Annotated in this window: 22 protein-coding genes; 1 reads left to right on the top strand and 21 read right to left on the bottom strand. The window is 33.0% G+C overall.

Annotation, left to right across the window (positions count from 1 at the left end; all coding sequences use genetic code 11):
- Nucleotides 1-146 precede the first annotated feature (146 nt).
- From CS873_RS03305 to CS873_RS03215, 19 genes are all read right to left on the bottom strand, one after another.
- Nucleotides 147-1,487 (bottom strand): PTS galactitol transporter subunit IIC, encoded by a 1,341-nt coding sequence (locus CS873_RS03305; protein WP_099974455.1) that lies wholly within the window; start codon nucleotides 1,485-1,487, stop codon nucleotides 147-149.
- A 112-nt stretch (nucleotides 1,488-1,599) separates the two neighbouring features.
- Nucleotides 1,600-2,547 (bottom strand): thioredoxin-disulfide reductase, encoded by a 948-nt coding sequence (gene trxB / locus CS873_RS03300; RefSeq protein ID WP_169922477.1) that lies wholly within the window; start codon nucleotides 2,545-2,547, stop codon nucleotides 1,600-1,602.
- A gap of 51 nt (nucleotides 2,548-2,598) precedes the next feature.
- Nucleotides 2,599-3,420: a prolipoprotein diacylglyceryl transferase gene (gene lgt / locus CS873_RS03295; RefSeq protein WP_425435970.1), complete on the bottom strand. Its 822-nt coding sequence runs from the start codon at nucleotides 3,418-3,420 to the stop codon at nucleotides 2,599-2,601.
- A gap of 6 nt (nucleotides 3,421-3,426) precedes the next feature.
- Nucleotides 3,427-4,371: an HPr(Ser) kinase/phosphatase gene (hprK, locus tag CS873_RS03290; protein WP_099974453.1), complete on the bottom strand. Its 945-nt coding sequence runs from the start codon at nucleotides 4,369-4,371 to the stop codon at nucleotides 3,427-3,429.
- A gap of 70 nt (nucleotides 4,372-4,441) precedes the next feature.
- The gene (locus CS873_RS03285; RefSeq protein ID WP_099974452.1) at nucleotides 4,442-4,810 is read right to left on the bottom strand and encodes a phage holin family protein; all 369 of its coding nucleotides are present in this window, start codon (nucleotides 4,808-4,810) and stop codon (nucleotides 4,442-4,444) included.
- Nucleotides 4,810-5,070, bottom strand: a complete 261-nt coding sequence (locus tag CS873_RS03280; protein WP_099974451.1) for a PspC domain-containing protein — start codon at nucleotides 5,068-5,070, stop codon at nucleotides 4,810-4,812. Before CS873_RS03280 ends, CS873_RS03285 begins: the two co-directional genes overlap by 1 nt.
- 51 nt (nucleotides 5,071-5,121) lie before the next feature.
- Nucleotides 5,122-5,799 carry a phosphate signaling complex protein PhoU gene (gene phoU / locus CS873_RS03275; protein WP_099974450.1) on the bottom strand — a complete coding sequence of 226 codons (678 nt, stop codon included), beginning with the start codon at nucleotides 5,797-5,799 and terminating at the stop codon, nucleotides 5,122-5,124.
- Nucleotides 5,800-5,809: 10 nt separating this feature from the next.
- The gene (gene pstB / locus CS873_RS03270) at nucleotides 5,810-6,574 is read right to left on the bottom strand and encodes a phosphate ABC transporter ATP-binding protein PstB (protein WP_099974449.1); all 765 of its coding nucleotides are present in this window, start codon (nucleotides 6,572-6,574) and stop codon (nucleotides 5,810-5,812) included.
- Between the two features lie 14 nt (nucleotides 6,575-6,588).
- Nucleotides 6,589-7,383, bottom strand: a complete 795-nt coding sequence (gene pstB, locus CS873_RS03265; RefSeq protein WP_099974448.1) for a phosphate ABC transporter ATP-binding protein PstB — start codon at nucleotides 7,381-7,383, stop codon at nucleotides 6,589-6,591.
- A 2-nt stretch (nucleotides 7,384-7,385) separates the two neighbouring features.
- Complete coding sequence (pstA, locus tag CS873_RS03260) at nucleotides 7,386-8,276, bottom strand: phosphate ABC transporter permease PstA (RefSeq protein WP_099974447.1); 891 nt, start codon at nucleotides 8,274-8,276, stop codon at nucleotides 7,386-7,388.
- Nucleotides 8,276-9,196, bottom strand: a complete 921-nt coding sequence (gene pstC / locus CS873_RS03255) for a phosphate ABC transporter permease subunit PstC (RefSeq protein ID WP_099974446.1) — start codon at nucleotides 9,194-9,196, stop codon at nucleotides 8,276-8,278. The genes pstA and pstC overlap by 1 nt, the downstream gene beginning before the upstream one ends.
- Before the next feature lie 20 nt (nucleotides 9,197-9,216).
- Nucleotides 9,217-10,041 (bottom strand): phosphate ABC transporter substrate-binding protein, encoded by an 825-nt coding sequence (locus tag CS873_RS03250; protein ID WP_099975337.1) that lies wholly within the window; start codon nucleotides 10,039-10,041, stop codon nucleotides 9,217-9,219.
- Nucleotides 10,042-10,161: 120 nt separating this feature from the next.
- Entirely contained in the window at nucleotides 10,162-11,817 is a 1,656-nt protein-coding gene (locus tag CS873_RS03245; protein ID WP_245823080.1) for a sensor histidine kinase, read from the bottom strand.
- Between the two features lie 3 nt (nucleotides 11,818-11,820).
- Nucleotides 11,821-12,501 carry a response regulator transcription factor gene (locus CS873_RS03240; protein WP_099974445.1) on the bottom strand — a complete coding sequence of 227 codons (681 nt, stop codon included), beginning with the start codon at nucleotides 12,499-12,501 and terminating at the stop codon, nucleotides 11,821-11,823.
- Nucleotides 12,485-13,601 (bottom strand): peptide chain release factor 2 gene (gene prfB / locus CS873_RS03235; protein WP_099974444.1). Its coding sequence is split into 2 segments (ribosomal slippage): nucleotides 12,485-13,528 and nucleotides 13,530-13,601, totalling 1,116 coding nucleotides; the frame shifts between segments, so codons are not numbered across the junction. Before prfB ends, CS873_RS03240 begins: the two co-directional genes overlap by 17 nt.
- 41 nt (nucleotides 13,602-13,642) lie before the next feature.
- Entirely contained in the window at nucleotides 13,643-16,003 is a 2,361-nt protein-coding gene (secA, locus tag CS873_RS03230) for a preprotein translocase subunit SecA (RefSeq protein WP_099974443.1), read from the bottom strand.
- Nucleotides 16,004-16,193: 190 nt separating this feature from the next.
- The gene (gene hpf / locus CS873_RS03225) at nucleotides 16,194-16,775 is read right to left on the bottom strand and encodes a ribosome hibernation-promoting factor, HPF/YfiA family (RefSeq protein ID WP_099974442.1); all 582 of its coding nucleotides are present in this window, start codon (nucleotides 16,773-16,775) and stop codon (nucleotides 16,194-16,196) included.
- 90 nt (nucleotides 16,776-16,865) lie between these two features.
- Complete coding sequence (locus tag CS873_RS03220) at nucleotides 16,866-17,354, bottom strand: ComF family protein (RefSeq protein ID WP_099974441.1); 489 nt, start codon at nucleotides 17,352-17,354, stop codon at nucleotides 16,866-16,868.
- 185 nt (nucleotides 17,355-17,539) lie between these two features.
- Nucleotides 17,540-18,856, bottom strand: coding sequence for a DEAD/DEAH box helicase (locus CS873_RS03215; protein ID WP_099974440.1), 1,317 nt, complete (start codon nucleotides 18,854-18,856; stop codon nucleotides 17,540-17,542).
- A 28-nt stretch (nucleotides 18,857-18,884) separates the two neighbouring features.
- Here CS873_RS03215 and CS873_RS03210 point away from each other — a divergent pair, with 28 nt between their 5' ends.
- The gene (locus tag CS873_RS03210; protein WP_099974439.1) at nucleotides 18,885-19,520 is read left to right on the top strand and encodes a YigZ family protein; all 636 of its coding nucleotides are present in this window, start codon (nucleotides 18,885-18,887) and stop codon (nucleotides 19,518-19,520) included.
- A 16-nt stretch (nucleotides 19,521-19,536) separates the two neighbouring features.
- Here the strand turns inward: CS873_RS03210 and CS873_RS03205 are convergent, their stop codons facing one another.
- Both CS873_RS03205 and rny read right to left on the bottom strand, forming a co-directional pair.
- On the bottom strand, nucleotides 19,537-20,622 hold the full coding sequence (locus CS873_RS03205) for a glycosyltransferase family 4 protein (RefSeq protein WP_099974438.1): 1,086 nt from the start codon (nucleotides 20,620-20,622) through the stop codon (nucleotides 19,537-19,539).
- Nucleotides 20,623-20,726: 104 nt separating this feature from the next.
- On the bottom strand, nucleotides 20,727-22,292 hold the full coding sequence (rny, locus tag CS873_RS03200) for a ribonuclease Y (RefSeq protein WP_099974437.1): 1,566 nt from the start codon (nucleotides 22,290-22,292) through the stop codon (nucleotides 20,727-20,729).
- Nucleotides 22,293-22,396: the final 104 nt, after the last annotated feature.

Genomic DNA, 22,396 nt, shown 5'->3' with positions numbered 1-22,396 from the left:
TCCTGTTATGTAAGTCCTTACATTTGATTATATCAATCAATCTGTCATTTTTAAAATCGTTTTTTATATGATAGAAAATTAATCTTAAATTGTTCTTAAATGTAAAAATATTATTCAGATAAATAAAAAAAGACTGTCTCCAGTCTTTATTTTTGTGCAACAATTTTTCTACGATTGTAAAGCATTAATGCCAATGTAGCTATACCTAAAACAATAACTCCGATGATAGTAGCATTTACAGACAATTCATATGTTACCCAAGCAATCAAACTTCCCGCGAAGTCCAACGAGGCTACACCATTAGTACCATGAGGTATTAATTTGGGACTAACAGTATGAACTGCTTTTGTAAATGTAGGTGCTAGTGCAGTAGCAAACCACAAACTGCACATGATACCAACTATACCAGTAATTAGAGTTCTAAATGCATTTCCTTTTGTATAAGGAAGTACCAAAGGAAATACATAGATTAAACCTGCCAATGAAGCAAGTGGTAAAAACATGTTCCCTGGTAAGATAACTGACAAGAATAGTGTAATAGGAACTAATAATAATCCTACTGCCAATGTAACTGGATGACCAATGATAACTGAAGGTGTAATACCTATACTAATATCACGGTTTGTTTTGTATTTGTTAACAAGCAAGTATTGAGCTCTCTGTGAAGTAGGGTTCAATCCTTCCATGAATACTTTAGTAATTCTAGGTATCAATACCATAACAGCTGCCATAGTGATACCAAGCGTTAGCATCTTAGCAACAGTATAATGGGCAATTAATCCTAATAAAATACCAATTATAACACCCAAAAATGCTGGATCTCCGAATAATCCGTATCTCTTTTGCATTTTTTCTGCATCAATATCTATTTTATTGATTACAGGAATACGCTCAATAATCCAGTTTACAGCAATAGCAAATGGAATGAATCCGACCGAAAATGCTTGAGGGAATGACACTCCCTTGTATTCTTCACCATAAAATTCTTCCATTTTTTTCTGTGATAAATCACATCCTACTAATGTAAATACTATTGTAACAACTAATGCAAAGAATCCTAACCAAAAACTATTTGTAGCAATAGTTACAAGAGTTCCAACAAAAGCATAGTGCCAGTAACTCCATAAATTGATGTTCATTGTATTTGTAGTTTTAGTGAATAACATGATCATATTAATAACTAGTCCTACTGGAATGACGATAGCTCCTAATTTTGTACCATAAGATACTGTAGCAGCTGCTGGCCAACCAATATCCAAAACCTTTAAGTTCAATCCATATATCTGAACCATTTTGTTAACTGCTGGTCCAAGATTTTCAGCTAATAATTCTGTAACAATTGTAAGACCAACAAAACCAACACCGACCATAATACCAGATTTGATAGATTTCGCTACTCCAAGTCCTAAACAAAGTCCTAAAATAATGAAAACAATGGGCATCATAACATTGGCACCCAAGCTCATTATGTAATTAATAACAACCATAATTCCCTCCCAATAATAAAGCGCTACTTGTAAGTATCATTTAAATTACGAGGTTATTCAAGAACTATTTTAAATAAATAAAAAAAGAGTAACTTTTTATGAGTTACTCTTTTTATTTTACATCTGCTAAATCAGCATCTGATAATGTTTGAATGTAATTGAAAGCTTCTTGTCCGGCAATACCACCGTCTCCAACTGCTGTTGTAATTTGTCGTAAATCTTTTTTACGAACATCTCCAATAGCATAAACTCCTGGAACTGAAGTTTCCATTTTATCATTTGTTTCAATCCAGTTTTCTGAATCCAAAATACCTAAATCTTGGAATGGATCTGTCATTGGTTGGATACCGACATAAATAAAGGCACCACTTGCAGGAACTACTTTTTCATCGCCAGTTTCTTTGTCTACGTATTTAACTCCACTAACTTTTCCATCTTCACTAGTGATTTCTTCGACGTCTGCATTCCAAACAAAATTAATTTTGTCATTTTTAAATGCACGATCTTGAAGAATTTTTTGAGCACGTAATTGATCACGACGGTGAATGATTGTAACTGATTTAGCTAATTGAGTTAGGTAAACACCCTCTTCAACGGCTGAATCTCCCCCACCAATTACTGCTACATCTTGATTTTTGAAGAAAGCACCATCACATACAGCACAGTAAGATACTCCTCGTCCAGACATCTCTTCTTCTCCAGGAACACCAATCTTTTTATATTGTGATCCTGTAGCGATAATTACTACACTAGTTTCATAGTCCCCATCATCAGTATGGATAATTTTCTTTGATCCTTTATCCTCAATACTTTCAACAGTTCCATATTCAAAAGTTGCTCCGAATCTAGTTGAAGAATTATACATCTTTTCACTTAAGTCTGGTCCTAAAATAGAATCAAAACCAGGATAATTCTCTATCTCTGCTGTATTGTTCATTTGACCGCCGTAAATCCCGCGATCTAAAATTGCTACCGAAAGATTTGCACGTGAAGCATAAAGTGCGGCAGTTAGTCCCCCAGGACCTGCACCAATAACTACAACATCATAATTTTTCATTATTGACACCCTCCTTTAATCATTACCACATGATAGCACTTTAATTATAAAATGCTATTTTATTTGCTCATAATATGGTTCATCATATTTTTTTCTACGATAAATAAATAATGTTACTGCTACTATCAAGAATACCAACGATAATAATTGAGATATTCTCAACCCGGGAATTATGTACAGACTATCTGTTCTCATTCCTTCTATAAAAATTCTGCCCACTGGATACCAGATTAGATATGATAAGAAAACCTCTCCACGTTTCAAAAAGTTTTTCCTGTGCCTAATGGAAAGAATTATAATCAGTCCTATTAAATTCCATAGAGATTCATACAGAAAAGTAGGTTGACGATATGCTCCGTCAATAAACATCTGATTAATAATAAAGTTAGGTAGATGCAAACTTTGTAGAAAAGATAAACTCACTTTGGCACCATAAGCTTCCTGATTCATAAAGTTACCCCAACGACCAACAATCTGACCAATCATCACAGCTGGTGCTGCAATATCCAGCATAGTCCACGCTGATATATTTCTTTTCTTGGATAATACTAATAACACTATAAAAGCAGCTATTAAACCACCATATATGGCTATACCACCATGCCAAATTTTTATTATTTCACCTGGGTTAGCTAAGTAAAAAGGTAACTCAAATACTACATAGTACAATCTTGCACCAATTATAGCTATTGGAACACCGTATAATACTAAATCTAGGATATTCTCGGTATCTACACCTAGATGTTTTGCTTCACTAATTGCTAATGCAATTCCTAAGATTGCGCCTAAGGCAATTATCAAACCATACCAATGAACTTGTAAGCTACCAACAGTAAAAGCTATTGGATTCAAAGATAAAAATTCTAAGTTCATCATTTTTCACTATTCCTTATCATTTTCTTCGTTTTCTTTGATCAAATTATTAAGGTTCTGTTCAAATTTTTCTGTGGCATCATATCCCATACGTTTAGCACGGAAGTTCATTGCTGCTACTTCAATAATAATTGAGATATTACGACCCACTTTAACAGGTATATTAATTCTTGGTACAGTAACATCAAAATATTTTCTACTGTCTTCCATTGTTCCTAAGCGGTCATAATTCTGATCTGGTGACCAATCTTCTAGATTGATAATAAGCTGAACTTCACTACGTGAGCGAACTGCACCTGCACCAAAGAGATTCATAACATCTATTATTCCAATTCCACGAATTTCCAACAAATGATTTAAAATTTTGGGTGCTTCACCCATTAAAGTTTTTTCATCCTGTTGATATACATCAACACGGTCATCTGCAATTAATCTGTGCCCTCTTTTTACTAATTCAAGAGCTGTTTCACTTTTACCAATTCCTGAATGACCAGTTAGCATTATTCCAATTCCGTAAACATCAACCAAAACACCATGAACAGATTCTCTAGGTGCTAACTCGCGATCCAAATAGTCTGTAATAATACTTGATAGTCTAGTTGTAGGAATTTTTGAACCAACTACTGGAACCTTATTTTCAGCTGCTGCTTTTAAAAGTTCAGGAGTGGGTTCGATATCTCTAGCTACTAGCAGCATTGGTGTATCTTCGCGACATAATTCAAGCATTACTTTATAACGATTGTTAGAAGTCATTGTTTTAGAGTACGCAAATTCAGTTTGTCCAAATAATTGAATTCGTTCACTAGGATAATAGTCAAAGTACCCTGTCAATTCAATACCTGGTCTTGATATATCACTAGTTGTGATTTTCTTATTTGCAGCAAATTCTTCTCCACCAAGATAAGTTAAATCATTTTCCTTAACAAATTTTGAAACTGTAACAAAATCAGCCATAATTATGCCTCACTTCTTATTAGTTATATTCTATTTTATCATTTTAAAGTATATAAAAAAAACGTGTAATTTATACACGTTTTTGAAAATTCTTCATCAAATATGAATTTATAATGGAATTACATATTGAAATTAATATTGCTATGAACAATGCTGACCAAAAACTCGTAAAATTAAATCTTGTTGATCCTACTATCCAAGATGTTAGCTCCAAAGTAATGGCACTTATTATAAAAGTGAAAAAACCAAAAGTTAACATTGTTATAGGTAACGAAACAAAATTTAGAAACGGTTTAATGGTTGCATTTAAAATTACTAAAATAACACTAGCAATTAGAGCAGATCCAAAACTACTTATAAAGAAGTATCTAGGAAATAGTGCAGTTATTGCTAGAAATAAAACAGTATAAATTCCAACTCTTGCGATAAAGCGTAACATTATTTTTTCTCCTCATCTGAAACCTTGACTGAATTAGTAACATCTTTTCTACTACCATCAGTGATCTGTATATTTCTAGTTTCTGGAATTAGGAATATAGCCACTATATAAGCTATAACAGTTAAAAAATAAGTTAGCGGAGTTAGGATAATCAAAATTAATCTGACCCATACTACGTCAATACCTAAATAATCGGCAATACCTCCGCAAACACCAGCTAAAATTCTATTTTTACTTGATCTTGTTAATTTCTTTTTCATCTCTCAACCTCAGTATAGTCAATGTACAACAGTCTAAGATTGTTTTCAATATTAATCTTCAGATTCAATATCCTTTGAATAAAGTTCTACAACATGTCCTGTTTCTAGGTAGACAACCCATTCACAAAGATTCTTAGCATAGTCACCAATACGTTCTAGATAACTTGAAACTAGCATATATGAAGTTCCACTTAATACTGAATCACTATCTTCTTGCATTGCTTTTATACAGTCATCTACTATCTCAGCAGATTTTTTATCTATTTTGAAATCTCCAGCAGAAACCCTTTCAGCCATTTCTTTATCTTTTTTCAGATAAGCTTCAAGTGCGTTTTCGACAATATTGGTACTCATATCGCCTAATTCAGCAATCTTCTTTTCAATTTCAGGAATACGATGTTCACCTTTAACTCGAATGGTTTCTTGCGCAATACTTACCGCATGATCACCCATTCTCTCTAAATCAGAACTTGCTTTCAAAACAGTCACAATCATACGCAAATCAGATGTAACTGGTTGTTGTAGAGCAATAGTTTCAAAAGAACTCTTCTCTAACTCTGTTTCTCGGGAATTTAGATTTTGATCAGCATCGATAACTTCTTGTGCAATTACCTTATCATGTGCAATATATGCTTCTACAGCCTTTGTTGTTGCCTCAATGGCCATCATACCCATTTCTGAAAATCTAAGATGTAAATCATTTAATCTTTCTTCTAAATTTCCTGCCATAATTATCCTCCTACCCGAATTTTCCTGAAATATAATCTTCGGTTTCTTGTTTTTCTGGATTTAAGAAAATCTTCTTAGTTTCAGCAACTTCTATCAAATCACCGTTTAAAAAAAATGCAGTTTTATCAGCAATTCTTGAAGCTTGCTGCATGCTATGTGTAACAATGATTATTGTGTATTCTTTTTTTAAAGATAATAACATATCTTCAATCTTACCAGAAGATATTGGATCCAGAGCACTTGTAGGTTCATCTAAAAGAATAATTTCTGGTTTTACTGCTAGAACTCTAGCAATACATACTCTTTGTTGTTGACCACCAGATAAAGAAAGAGCGTTCTCATGTAACTTATCTTTTACATCTTCCCAAACCGCTGCTTGTTTTAAACTAGATTCAACGGCTTCATCAATGTAAGTTTTGTCCTTAATTCCAGCTAATCTCAAACCATATGCTACATTTTCATAAATGGAAAAGGGAAAAGGATTAGGCTGTTGGAATACCATCCCTACTTTTTTACGTAGTTCAACAGTATCAACATTTGGGGCATAGAGATTTTTATCTTCCATTTCGATATTTCCAGTAATAGTAACATTAGGTATTAAGTCATTCATCCTATTTAAACATCTAAGATAAGTAGACTTACCGCAACCTGATGGTCCAATAAGTGCTGTAATTTCGTTCTTTTTGAAAAATAAATTAATCCCCTTTAGCGCTTCTTTTTTACCATAGAATAAGTGAACATTAGAAGATGTTAAAATTGTTGGATTTTCTGCCATTTTTTGAAGCCCCCTTATCCAAAATGTCCTGAAACATAGTCTTCAGTTAGTTGAATCTTTGGTCTAGTAAAGATCTTTCTTGTTTCATCAAACTCTACAGCTTTTCCCATGTTGAAAAAGGCTGTATAGTCGCTAACACGTGATGCTTGTTGCATATTATGTGTAACGATAATAATTGTGTAGTTATCTTTTAAATTTAACATTGTCTCTTCAATGTTTGCTGTTGAAATTGGATCTAGCGCACTAGCAGGTTCGTCCATTAACAAAACGTCTGGTTTCATTGCGATAGCTCTTGCAATACAAAGTCTTTGTTGTTGACCACCTGACAAAGCCAAAGCACTCTTGTTAAGATCATCCTTAACTTGTTCCCACAAAGATGCTTGTTTTAGTGTTGTTTCAACAATTTCATCTAATTCATTTTTATCTTTCATACCGTGTCGTTTAAGTGCAAAAGTTATATTTTCATAGATAGATTTAGAAAAAGGATTAGGTCTTTGGAATACCATTCCGATATGTTTTCTCGTTTCATAAATATCAATATCATTTTTATTGATATCTAAACCTCTATAGATGATTTCTCCTTTAACACTTGCACCAGGAACATTATCATTCATACGATTAAGTGATCTTAAGAATGTAGACTTACCAGATCCAGAAGAGCCAATAAGAGAAGTGATTTTGTATCTTTCAAATTGCATTGATGTTTTTTCTAAGGCTTCTTTTTCACCATAGAAAACTTGAACATTCTTTGTTTCCATAGCAATTTCGTGTTTATTACTATCTAGTTCCAGAATATATTTATCTGCCATCCCTATTCACCCCCTGTTATCTTCTTATATACTTTGTTTCCAATATATCTTGCTAATAAGTTAAATATCAAAACAGCAATAATCAAGATAGCAGATGATCCTGCGGAAACTTGATCAGCATTAGCAACTAGTCCTTCAGAATTAACCTTCCAAATATGTACAGCTAATGTTTCAGCTGGTCTCATCAAGTTAAGTGGATTAGTAGGACTGAAAATATTAAAGTTACTAAATTCCAGTGGTGGAGCACTTTGACCGGCTGTGTAGATAAGAGCAGCAGCTTCACCGAAAATTCTACCCGCTCCTAAAACCATACCTGTGATGATACCAGGCAATGCACTAGGGATAATTACATGAATCACTGTTTCCCATTTTGATAAGCCAAGTGATAGACCAGCTTCACGTTGTGAGCCAGGTACAGCTTTTAGAGAGTCTTCAACACTTCTTGTTAAAATTGGTAGATTGAATACCGTAAGAGTTAGAGCACCTGATAAAATTGAAAATCCCATGTGAAAATATATTACGAAAACTAAAAATCCAAATAAACCAACCACGATTGATGGTAATGAACTTAAAACTTCTATTGAGATTCTAATGACATTTACAATTTTACTTTTTCCAGCATATTCTGATAGATATATTCCTGAAGAAACAGAGATAGGAATAGAAATCAGCATTGATATAACTAGAAGATAAAACGAGTTGAACAATTGAACACCAACACCACTACCCTTTGAAAAATCCGATGAAGTAGATGTTAGAAAATCCCAGTTCACGTAGCGAAGTCCGCTACCCAAAATATAAAGTAGTAGTGAAGCAAGAATTATAACAATAATTCCTGACAGAGTATAAATAATTCCTGTGGCTATTTTATCTTTTACTTTTGCATTAAACACTAGAACTCACCTCGCTTAGCAATGGCTCTTGTAACAGTATTAAAAATAAGTGACATAAGTAATAAAATTAGCGCAAGTGACCATAGTGCGTTGTTAGAAGTTGATCCTTGAACAGAATTCCCCATATTCATTGTTAGAACTGATGTTAGTGTAGACGAAGGTGATACCAAACTCGTTGGCATCAACATAGCATTACCAATAACCATTTGAACAGCAAGTGCTTCACCGAATGCACGTGACATTCCAAAAATAATTGCTGTCAAAATTCCTGGTGTGGCAGCACGTAAGACCACTTTGCTAGTAGTTTGCCATCGTGTGGCACCCAGAGCCAATGAAGCTTCACGATAGTTGCGTGGCACAGCCTTTAGAGCATCAACAGTCATTGATGTAATAGTTGGTAAAATCATAACAAATAATACAAACGCACCTGAAAGTACACCCAGTCCACTTCCTCCGGCAACGTCCTTTACAAAAGGTACAACAACTGTCAAACCAATAAATCCATAAACAACTGATGGAATACCAACTAGTAGTTCAATAACAGGTTGAAGAATTTTCTTACCCCATTTTGATGATATTTCAGTCATATATACAGCTGCTGCAATAGCAAAAGGTGTAGCAATAATTGCAGCGAAAAGTGTAACAACAAACGATCCAACAATCATCGGAGCTGCTCCGATAATTGGATGACCATTTGCATCCAGTGTGTTAGGCTTCCATGTTGTATGTGTCAAAAAATCAAAAGGATTAACCCCGTCCTTAATAAAAATTAATGATCCTTTAGCAGCAACAAATCCAATAATTGAAATAACTAAAATAACAATTACAGCAGTAAAACTTAGTGAGATAATTTTCCCACGTGTTTCAAGTTTTGCTGATTTAGATCTCTGTGTCAGACTCTCTCTAATAGTATCTTTCAAAGTGATATCCCCTTATAAAACTATTTTTTTATCAATTTGTTATTTGCATCTTTTTCATATTGCATATCTTTTATTGGAACATATTTCATTTCTTTAACAATTTTATTCTGAACTTCATCTGTCATTAGATATGCTAAAAATTTCTTAGTAAGACCTTTTGGTTCGCCTTTAGTATAAAGATGTTCATATGACCAGATAGGCCAAGCATTTGATTGAACATTTTCCACAGTAGCTTTTACCCCATTAACTTTTAATGGCTTAGTATTGTTATCTAGATAAGGCATTGAAACATAACTGATAGCGCCATCTGTATTTTTAACGATTTGACGTACAGTTCCAGTTGAATCTTGTTCTTGAGAACTAGCAAATTCTGTATCACCCATAACATCATTTGCAAATGCTGTTCTTGTTCCACTACCGTCTGCACGATTGACAATTGTTATATCTAAATTTTGTCCGCCGACTTCTTTCCAATTTTTAATCTTTCCAGAAAAAATATCTTTTAGTTGAGTAAGTGTCAAATTGTTAATTTTCACTTCTTTATTAACAATCGGTACCATACCAACCGCACAGATTCGATGATCCACTAATTTTGATGCATCAATTCCCTTTTTCTGTTCAGCATACAAATCAGAGCTACCTATATCAACAGCTCCTTGTTGAATCTGACTTAACCCAGTACCAGATCCTCCACCTTGAACATTGATATAAGTATTGTCATGTTCAAGATCGTATTTGCTTGCAGCCTGTTCAACTAATGGTTGAACAGCAGTGGAACCAACTGCTGTTATTGATTCATATGAACTTTTTCCACATCCACTTAAAATTAAGATAAGTGAAAGCATAGATACTATTACTGCTATTTTTTTATTTTTCACTATTTTCACCCCGTATGATTAATAATACGTTTTAAATGTATATTTTTTGTATACAAATAAAAAAAAACAGCAATAAATTTGCTGTTTTTATAAAGGTAAATCAACGATAAATTTCGTACCCAATCCCAAATGAGACTCAATATAAATATCACCATTCATTTTTTCTACAGTTTCTTTAACAATAGATAATCCTAGACCCGTACCACCGACTTTTTTGCTTCTAGATTCATCAACTTGGTAGAATCGTTCGAAAATTCTTTGTTCATCTGCCTCTTTAATACCTATACCAGTATCTTCAACAGATAATCTCACACGATTTTTAATCTCATCATGGTGGAATTCAATCTTGATTTCACCACCATCTTTGTTGTAAGAAATTGCATTTTTTAGTAGGTTTTCAATAATTTTATTTAACCTAGATTTACTAATTTCAACAGTTTTTCTTCCAAAAAATTCTGTCTCAACTCTAATATTTTTATTGTAAATCGATAGCGCCTGATGCTGAATATTTTTATCAATTAATGCTTTAACGTCAACATATTCTAATTCATCATCTTGTGTCTGAATTTTTGAAATAGATAAAATATCTTGAACCAGATCGTTTAGGTGAACAGATTCATCATAGATTATATCCAAGAAATGATCTAGCATTTGTGGATCATTCTTTGCACCATTCTTCAATGTTTCTGCAAATCCTTGAATCGATGTAATTGGTGTTTTTAATTCATGACTTACATTGTTCACAAAATCTTCTTGTTGTTTCTCAGCTAATTTTGTATCAGTTAGATCATATAGAATTAACATTATTTGTTGATCTATCATCTCTTCACTAGAGTGTGCAAGTCTAGTAACTGTGGCATCAACATAGCGATTAGTATTTCCTACTAACTGAATTATCTTATGATAGTTTTGATTCTTTCGAAGAGTCTTTTCAATCATTTGAGAAAGCTCATATGTTTTAACATCTTCAACAAATGGGTGAATTTCACTTGAAATATTAACTCCTAACAAATTAGCCATGGCCTGATTATGCAGCAAAACTTGTCCAGTCTTACTCATTAACATAACTCCTACAGGCAAATGACCAATCAAACTTTCAAATCGACGTTTTCTTAATCTTGAAGCTATTCTTATATTATTTAGATCTTCTCCTAGACTATTTATTTCTTGGGAAAGATCATAAAGTTTATCGTCAGGAGGCAAAATAATTGAGTTATAGTCATTAGATTTTCTAACACTATTTATATAATTTGTAACTTCTTCAATGTCTCTCTCTGTATTTCTTTGATTTCTGTAATACAGATAAATTATTAAGTTAACGATAATAAAATATGCAATCGTAACAACAATAAATCTAGCTCTATTAAAATTCCATAATCTTGGGAATCTCTCTGAGACTAAATCTCTATCATTTCCTGTCTTAAAGTAGATATATCTCTCATCAAAATCAGTAAATGTTGTTATTTCATTATCAGTATCTAATTTCCCACGTTTGGATAATTCTAAAGCTCCATTACTATATGAGGATTTGTCTTTTGCAGGATCATATATATACTTCACTCTTGCTAATCTTGCTGCTTCTGGCTTATCGTAATTTTTCTTAAGTTCTTTATATATCTGAATCTTTCGATCAAACATATCTCTTTGAACATTTGAAATAACATTGTCTGATGCCACAACTATCGCAAAGAAAACTATCACTGATAATATTACTGATAATACTAATTTAAAATTATTCTTCAAATTCTATTCCCCTAAAATATATCCAAAACCATGAACTGTTTTTATAATTTCTGGTTCTTTACTATTTATTTCAATTTTATCTCTCAAATGACTGATTTGAATATCAACCATTCTTATTTGTGAGTCAGAATTAAGACCCCAAATATTTTCAAAGATTTGGTCTCTTGATAATATCTGACCACTATTGCTGACCAAATATTCTAAAACTTTGTATTCTTTTTTAGTAAGTGGTATTTTCTCGCCACGAACCTCAACTGATTTTCCAGTTAATGTTAAATTTGTTTTTTGACTATCTGATTTATCCATAGTTCTTCTTAAAACAACATCAATTCTTGCCAATAATTCATTTATACTAAATGGTTTAGTTATATAATCATCCGCTCCATTAACTAAACCTTCTATTTTCTTATCTTCTGTATCCAATGCTGTTAAGAAAATAACAGGTGTAGTTATGCCATTGAGTCTAAGCTTTTTTAGGGTTTCTATACCACTTAACTCAGGTAGCATTTGATCTAAAATGATTAGATCGTAATCTCCTGACAATGACATTTCATATGCAGACAATCCATCGTACGCTTCATCCACATCATAACCAGATTCTTCTAGGTTGTATTTAAGAAGTTCTACTATAGATTTTTGATCATCAACTACCAAAATTTTTGCATTACTAGTCTGGGTTTTCATCTTTTAACTTCCATTGTAAGTATGAGTATATAAATGGATCTAAGTCACCGTCCATGACAGCTTGTCCGTTTCCAGTTTCATAATCAGTTCGGTGATCTTTCACCATAGTATAAGGATGAAATACATATGATCTTATCTGTGAACCCCAACCAATTTCAAGTTGTTCACCTTTGATCTCTGCATTTCGTTTTGCTTGTTCTTCTTGTTCTTTTTGAAATAATTTTGCTTTCAACATATTCATAGCAGTTTCTCTATTTTGAAGCTGTGATCTTTGTGCTTGAGAACTAACTACAAACCCTGTTGGTAAGTGAGTTATTCTAACAGCCGATGATGTTTTATTAACGTGCTGACCTCCAGCACCAGAAGCTCTAAAGACATCTACGCGCAAATCGTCATCATTTATTTCTATATCTATGCTATCATCAATTTCTGGCATAACATCTACAGAAGCAAATGATGTATGTCTTCTTCCAGCTGAATCAAATGGAGAAATTCTTACTAATCGATGAACTCCCTGTTCTGATCTAAGTCTTCCATATGCATTTTCTCCACTTATCATCAAGGTAACACTTTTAATACCAGCTTCTTCACCTGGTTGATAATCTTCCACTTCAACTTTTAATCCGTGTTGTTCTGACCAACGTTCATACATTCTAAGTAACATCGAACCCCAATCTTGAGATTCTGTTCCACCAGCACCAGGGTGTATTTCGAGGATAGCATTACTTTGATCATATTCTCCTGATAGCAGCATAGTCATTTCATATTCTTGAACTTGTTGCTCAACTGTATCAACTTCAGATATTAATTGTTCAAATATTTCAGGATCTTGATCCTCTTGATATAGTTCTACTAGTACTTGTAAATTTTCTAACTGATCATTCAATTGATTAAAATTATCAAATTTACTTTTTAGAAAATTATTTTCATCAATGATTTTTTGAGCACCTTGTTGATCATTCCAAAAATTAGGTTCCGCCATCTTTGACTCATTCTCTGCAATATTTTCTTCCAAGGCTTCTAAGTCAAAGAGACCCCCTAAATTGATTTATTTTTTCAGATATTACATTTATTCTGTTAGTTAATTCACCTAACTCCATATTTATTTACCTATAAAAAAAGCAGGCCTAAGGCCTGCTTTTTATCTTTCCATGTTTTGTCTAATTTCGGCCTTCATGAATAATCTAGTTACATCTTTTTCAGTTTCTGCAACCATTTCTTCAAACATGCTATAACCTTCATCTTGGTATTCAACAAGTGGATTTAGTTGTCCATATCCACGTAGTCCAATAGATTGACGAAGTTGATCCATAGCATCAATATGGTCTGTCCAGTGTTCATCAACAACTCTAAGGATAACAACCTTTTCAAATTCTAACATTTGATTTGGATCACCCAATTGTTCAACTTTACCATCATAGTTCTTTTGAACAAATCCATAGAGATAATCAACCATGTCTTCAGGTGTTCTTCTTTGAAGATCTACAACACTCATTTCATCTTCATTTACAAGATAACCTTTGGCAAATTCAGCAATTGCTTCAAGATCCCAATCTTCTTCTTTACCTTGTGTATGAATATCAACTTGTGTTTGAATTGTACGCTTGATAATTGGTAGTAATACTCTATCAAGGTCTTCTTCTTCATTGATAACTTCCATACGTTGTTTATAGATAACTTCACGTTGTTCACGCATAACATCATCATATTGAAGTGTGTTCTTACGTGTATCGTAGTTATTACCTTCGACACGTTTTTGTGCTGATTCAACTTGTCTAGTCATCAAACGACTTTGAATAACAGCATCATCGTCTTCAATTTTTAGTGAACTAAGAACACGTTTGATTCTTTCTGAACCAAATCGCTTCATAAGATCATCTTCAAGAGACATGTAGAATTGTGATACACCAGGATCACCTTGACGACCTGAACGTCCACGAAGTTGGTTATCAATACGACGTGATTCATGACGTTCTGTACCAATAACTGATAATCCACCAAGATCTGTAACACCAGGTCCAAGTTTAATATCAGTACCACGACCAGCCATATTTGTAGCGATTGTAACTGCTCCACGTTGTCCTGCATTTTGGACAATTTCAGCTTCTTTAGCATGGTTCTTAGCATTTAGAACTGCGTGCGGAATGCCTTGTTCTGTTAACATTTTTGATAGATATTCTGAAGATTCAACAGCAACAGTACCAACAAGAATTGGTTGGCCTTTTGAATGACGTTCACGAATATCTTCAACAACAGCATTAAATTTACTTCTTAGTGTTGGGTATAGAACATCGTCACGATCCACACGAGCAATTGGCTTGTTAGTTGGGATAGTGATGATTTCCATGTTATAGATTTCTCTAAATTCTTCTGCTTCAGTTTTAGCTGTACCAGTCATACCAGCAAGCTTATCGTACATACGGAAGAAGTTTTGATATGTGATATTGGCCATTGTTTTTGTTTCATCTTGGATTTCAACGCCTTCTTTAGCTTCAATAGCTTGGTGAAGACCATCTGAATAACGACGTCCATCCATAACACGACCAGTAAATTGGTCAACAATTTTTACTTCATTATCTTGAACCACGTAATCAATATCTAGTGACATAACATAGTTAGCACGTAGAGCTTGATCCATATGGTGATTTAAAACTGTATTGTCAATGTCATACAAGTTATCTAAACCGAAGTTGTCTTCAGCTTTTCTGATACCTGTTTCAGTTAAACTGATTGATTTAGTAGGCCAATCAATAGCATAATCATCTTCATCAAGTGTCTTAACAAAACGATCTGTACGAACGTACATAGCAGTTGATTTTTCAGCACCACCAGAAATAATCAAAGGTGTTCTAGCTTCATCAATAAGAATTGAGTCAACCTCATCGACAATAGCAAATTGCAGATGACGTTGAACCATTTCTTCCTTGTAGACAACCATGTTGTCACGTAGGTAATCGAATCCTAGTTCACTGTTTGTTGAATATGTGATATCACAATTGTATGCTTCACGTTTTTGATCTGAGTCTAGTTGGTTAACGTTAAGTCCAACAGTTAGACCTAACCACTTGTATAACTCACCCATCTCTTCAGCATCACGAGATGAAAGGTACTCATTAACAGTAACAACGTGTACACCGTTACCAGATAGAGCATTTAAGTATACTGGTAGTGTAGCAGTAAGTGTCTTACCTTCACCAGTCTTCATTTCAGCAATATTACCTTCGTGAAGTGTAATACCACCAATCAATTGAACTCTAAATGGATATAGTCCTAGAACACGCTTTGCTCCTTCACGAGCAGTAGCAAATGCTTCTGGTAAAATATCATCTAAAGTTTCACCTTTTTCTAATCTTTCTTTGAATTCAGGTGTTTTAGCTTTTAGCTGATCATCAGTTAGTTTGCTGTATGCATCTGAATAGCTTTCAATCTTGTCAGCTATTCTTCCCATACGTCTTAGTTCACGGTTATCACTTTCGACCCATTTTCTTAAGGGATTTGCCATAGTATAATTCTCTCCTAAATGTTTAAAACAATACTAATATCATAGCATTTTTTATATCAATTTAAAACCACTATTAGTGTGTAATTAAAAAACACTTTCAGAACTATTATATTACACCCTGACAAAGTTATTCACAAGGAATAAAAAAAGAACTTAATTATAATATTAAGTTCTTTTTTGTTATATAAACCTATTCGTTTGTTTCCAATAGACCATATTTTCCGTCATTTCTCTTGTATACAATACTTGCTCCATTTGTTTCTGAATCTTCAAAAATAAAGAATTCATGACCAAGCATTTCCATTTGTAAAATAGCTTCTTGAGCATCCATTGGTTTTAGAGAAAGTCTCTTTGTTCTAACGATATTTTGTTCTGCATCTTTTACATCTTCGTCCACATCATCAAATAAATCTGCAGAAAAATCACCATCAACATCATCCAATGAAATAGCTTTGATTCCACCAGAATCACGTGTTTTACGATTTACCTTTGTCTTAAATTTTCTGATTTGACGTTCTAGTTTATCAATCACTAGATCAATACCAGCATACATGTCATCGTTTAATTCTTCAGCTCTTAATGTTACATATGAAAGAGGAATAGTAACTTCCACTTTTGTTCCTTTTGTGGGATATGTCTTTAAATTAACATGAGCAACAGGAGTGCTACCATCGTTAAAATATTTATTCAATTTTTCAAGCTTCTTTTCAACATACTCACGCATTGCAGGTGTTACTTCAACGTTTTCGCCACGTACATTAATTTTTAGCATAATTCTTTCTCCTTACAACTATTGGAAATTTAAGAGCTATCTAACTCTTGGGTTAATTATATACTTTTTATGCAAACATTGGCAACGTTTTCAAGAACGAACTAGTGAAAAAGTTAATATTTTTTTATAACCAGCTTTATTTAATGCTTTTTGTGCGTGTGTTATTGTACGTCCACTTGTATAAATGTCATCTATCAATAATATTTTAGAATTTTCAGAAATTTGATTTTGTTTAACTGTAAAACTCTGTACTGTTGAAACTCTCTCTTTAAATGATTTACGAGATTGGAAATCTTCAATATCATTTTTTTCTAACATACTTTCCAACTTAAATACACGGTTGTACATTTCAAAAACATGGTCAAACCCTCTATAATCGTAATGGCTTCTGGCATTTGGAACAAAAGTTACAATATCGAAATCAAGCTGTTTTTTAAACTTTTCTAGCTCATTATCAAATAGTCTTGATAACTCTAAATCCCCCATAAATTTATAGGTACGAAAGTATTCTTTCATCTGCAAATTATATTTAAATATCGATTTATGATTAACTAATATATTTTCTGTTTTCTCCCACATAATGCAATTACCACAGATGCTTTGGTTACTATTACCCATGCAACGTAAACAAATATTTCGACTCTCAATAGTTTGAAACCTACTTAAGCAAAAATCACATAGTTCACTATTTCGGATATTAAAGGTAATGATGTCTCTCCATCTGGGAATATCATTAATTATGCTATTGCACAGCAGACAATTCATTATTTAATTAACCTGTTCATTCTATTTATTTCTTTCACCGCACCTGAAATATTTTTATTGTACTGATTATAGAAAAAAGAAATTTGGTCACTTCCTGGCACTGAATCTCTACCCACTCTTCCAGCAATTTGGATTAGAGCCATCTTTGAATATCTAGCAGAATCTGCATCTATTACAATCACATCAATTTGTTTAAACGTGACGCCTCTTTCTAATATAGTTGTTGTTAAAAGTATATCCACTTCTGAATCTCTAAATTTTTGAATTTTTTCAATTCTTTGTGGATCTTTTGAATGAACTTGATCGATTTTAATATCAGGATATATTTTCTTTAAATTTAAATAGAATCTGTTCATATGTTCAATATCAGGGAAAAATATCAAGCCTCTTGTATTTGACTTAACCCATTGATTTATCAAATACCGTATTCGTGGATTAACATTCATAAATAAAGCATTGCGGAACAGTAGTTTCAGCTTAGGTACTGGCAATGATCTTCCATGGAATCTCTGGTAAAGTTTTGATAAATTTAGTTTATTTGACCTAACTTCGTCTAGTAAATTAGTTGGAGGAGTTGCCGATAGGTAAATAACGCTAGCGTTAGCAGATTGTGATTTTTGGATAGCATTCCAAAGTATCTGATTTCCATTTAGTGGAAAAGCATCTACTTCGTCAATAATCAATAAATCAAATGCTTTAGAAAATTTAATCAATTGGTGCACAGTAGCAATGAGAACTTGTGTCATGTGATAATTATCTTCAATTTTTCCATGCGAAATAGACATCGATGTATAGGGAAAAGCACTCTTCAAACGAGGATATAATTTATTGCAAACATCCAGTCTAGGAGAACATATTGCTACTCTTTTTCCATCGATTATTGCTTGTTTTAACAAAGGAAATATAATTTCCGTTTTCCCCGCACCTGTGACTGCCCACACCAAATGATTTTCTTGTAACTTATAACTTTCTAATAGTTCTTGAGAAACTCTCTTTTGAAGTGTAGTAAGCTCACTCAGCCAATATAATGGATTCAAATTCTTTTCAAAATTAACATCAGCATTACTAACTAATATCTGATCACCGAGCTTTATCCTGCCTAAATTTATACAATTTCGACAATAAATCATTTTTGATTTAAAATTAACTTTATTAAATTCAGATATACACCTATTACATCTATAACTTATCTCATTTAATTGCTCAATTCCGGGAATTTCTTTAACCCCTATCTGGTTAAGATAATTGATAGTATCCAAATCTAAAGAGTTTTTAAAAGTGATTCGTCCACCTAAATACTGATTAATATTTTCCATATTTAAAATTACGAATAGGAGTATGATATTGCCTAATTATTTAACAATCAAAGAACCATTTGCTTTTGAACAAGAAATAAAAAAATCTAAATTCATTGCACATTTGGCTCCTACAAACTCTGAACAAGAAGCAAAAGAATTTATTGAAAAAATAAAACTTCAAGAAAAGAATGCTACACATAATTGTTCAGCCTATGTTGTTCTAGAAAATATAGAAATAGAAAGAATGAGTGATGACGGCGAACCTAGTGGTACTGCAGGAGCACCAATTTTAAACGTTATTCAGCAAAATAATCTAAAAAACATTAGTGTAGTAGTAACGAGGTATTTTGGAGGTATCAAACTTGGAGCTGGAGGACTAATCAGAGCCTATTCTTCATCCACCTCAAAGGCAATAGATGAAATTCCTATTTTTGAAAATAGAATTCAACAAGGATTTAATTTGAATATTCCTTATTCTTTATTTGATAAATTTGAAAACTTTTCTAAAAAAGAAAATATTAATCTACTCAACAAAGCTTTTTCTGAGAATGTGAATCTTGATATTTTTTTAGATTTAGAAAATTGTGATGAAATTATAGCAAACATAAATAATGAATTCCAAGGGAAAATTGATATTTTAAAAACAAATACTGAAGAATTATTAGTTCCTATAAAAAAATAGGCATCCTAACGGATGTCTATTTTTTTTCATCTAATTTGCTAATAAATTTTTGGAAGATATGCAGTAGGGGCTGCCTATTTTCCCCAATCAATCCTATGGTTTCAACGAAAAGTTCCAAACCAATAAGAACAAATATCGTTAGTAAAATGCTACCCCAGAAACTTGAAATTGGATAAAGCATTGAAATAAAGGCAAATATTAATGCGATACCATATATAGCAAGCACTGTTTGTCGATGACTTAATCCAAGCTGCATCAATCTATGATGTAAGTGATGCTTATCAGCTTGTGTAATAGGTTTTTTATTCAAAAATCGTCTTAACATTGCATAAACGGTATCAGTTATAGGAACACCCATTATCACAACCGGGATCAACACTGTAACGAATGTTACATTTTTTAGTCCCTTTAAAGAAAATACTGCCATCATAAATCCAATAAATAGTGATCCTGTATCACCCAAAAATATTTTGGCAGGGTTAAAGTTGTGTGGTAAGAATCCAATAAGCGAAGCTACAAGAGCAAATATCCATATGGAAATATAAATATTATTTGTATTAAGGAAGAAATATCCTACTATTCCCATAGTGAAAAGAGAAATTATTGAAACTCCAGTTGCCAATCCATCTAAACCATCAATTAAGTTAACTGCATTAGTTATGGCTAAGATCCAAATAATTGTTATTGGGAAACTCCACCAACCTAAATTAAATGATCCGATAAATGGAAGACTAACTTCGTTCATCTTGATATCAGCTAAGAAATATATAACCAAAGCTGCTGCAAGAATACCTGCCATCTTTGCCTTGGGAGAAAGCTCTCTAATATCGTCAATCAATCCGGTCAAAATAATAATACATTCAGCTAAAAACACACTGAATAATTCGTGAGTGGGAAGTTGCCCCCTCAGCAAGACAAAGGTAGAAAAAGTAAATGCAATAAATATAGCTAATCCACCAATAGTGGGCATAGGCTTTTTATTAACTCGGCGAGCATTGGGCTTATCAACTGCACCCAAAATAAATGCCAATTTAACTACAAATGGTGTGATAACTGCAGACAATATCATTGTCAAAAAAAGCGACACAATTACGTTAAACATACTTTCCCAAAACTCTCTTTCAATCTAATGTATTTATTATACCTTATATGTATATCTATGATCAGTATTTAAAAAAAGATTAAGTGTTTATACACTTAATCTTTTTATTTAGCTAATTCAACTTTTCTGACTTCACGAATAACTGTAACTTTGATATGACCTGGATAATCCAAATCTTTTTCAATTTCATTTTTGATATCACGTGAAAGAATTGTAGCTTGTTCATCTGATACTTGTTCAGGTTTAACCATAATTCTAATTTCATGACCAGCTTGAATGGCATATGTCGTATCGACACCATCGTGTTTCAAGGCAATCTCTTCAAGTTTTTCTAATCTATGAATATAATTTTCCATTGATTCAGATCTTGCTCCAGGTCGAGCAGCTGATATAGCATCTGCTGCCGCAACAATTGTAGCAATCAATGATGTAGGTTCTACATCACCATGATGTGAAGCAATAGTATTTATTATGACATCAGGAAGTTTGTACTTCTTGGCAATATCAACACCAATATCAACATGAGATCCTTGAACCTCACGATCAATAGCCTTCCCAATATCGTGTAGCAATCCTGCTCGTTTAGCTAACATAACATCTTCACCTAATTCAGCTGCCATAATTGCGGATAATTTAGCAACCTCAATTGAGTGATTTAAAACATTCTGACCATAACTTGTTCTATATTTCATACGTCCAATGATCTTAATAAGATCGGGATTCATAGATGGTAATCCTAACCCATATAGAGTTTGTTCTCCAACTTCTCGGATATAGTCATCCATCTCTTTACGAGATTTATCAACCATCTCTTCAATTCTAGCTGGATGAATTCTTCCATCTTCGATTAATTTTTCAAGTGTACTCTTTGCAATCTCTCGACGAACGGGATCAAACGCACTAAGTGAAACAATCTCTGGCGTATCATCAATGATAAGATCTACACCTGTCAGGGCTTCAATAGTACGGATATTTCTACCCTCTCGACCAATAATACGTCCCTTCATATCTTCGTTTGGAAGTGTAACTGTAGATACTGTAGTTTCAGACACTGTATCAGCTGCACTTCTTTGAATTGCAGATACGATAAGACTCTTAGCCTCTTTAGAAGCACGCTGATGAGCAATTTCATTACTTTCATTAATCATTTTAGCTCGTTCTGCTACAAGCTCTTGATTTAGTTCATCAAGAATTATTTCTCTTGCTTCATCATGAGTTAAATTACTGATTCTGTTTAATTCCGCTTGTTGTTGTTCTAATGTTTCCGTCAGTTGTTTTTTAATTTCATCAAGTTTATTTTTTTCAGAAGCTAAATTAGATTCATTTTTTTCAAGATTTTCTTCACGTTTTTCAAGTGATTGATCTTTACGATCTAGAATTTCTTGACGTTCCAACATGCGATCTTCTTGCTTTTGAACGTCTTTACGACGTTCTTTAAGATCAGCTTCTTGTTGGTCACGATATTCATGAACACTTTCTTTGGCTTCTAAGATTTTTTCCTTTTTTATTGCTTCTGCACTAGCTTTTGCATTGGCAATAATATCATCGGAATTTTGTTTTGCTTGAGAAAGTTTATTATTAATTGTCTTTTGTCCACCGAAATATCCGGCGCCAATTCCAATTATTAATGTTATTAAAGCAAATGAGAGGATAACGATAGCACTAGACATGCTATCACCTCCAAATAGTTTATTTTTCTGTGTGTTATATATTAACTTTTCATTACAATTTAATACATATTACATATTATAGAATAAATATGTTCTGTGCACCA

Source organism: Companilactobacillus metriopterae (assembly GCF_002762335.1).
Classification (GTDB): domain Bacteria; phylum Bacillota; class Bacilli; order Lactobacillales; family Lactobacillaceae; genus Companilactobacillus; species Companilactobacillus metriopterae.
The sequence above is the reverse complement of the archived record's forward strand: the minus strand, read 5'-3'. Positions and strand labels throughout refer to the sequence as shown.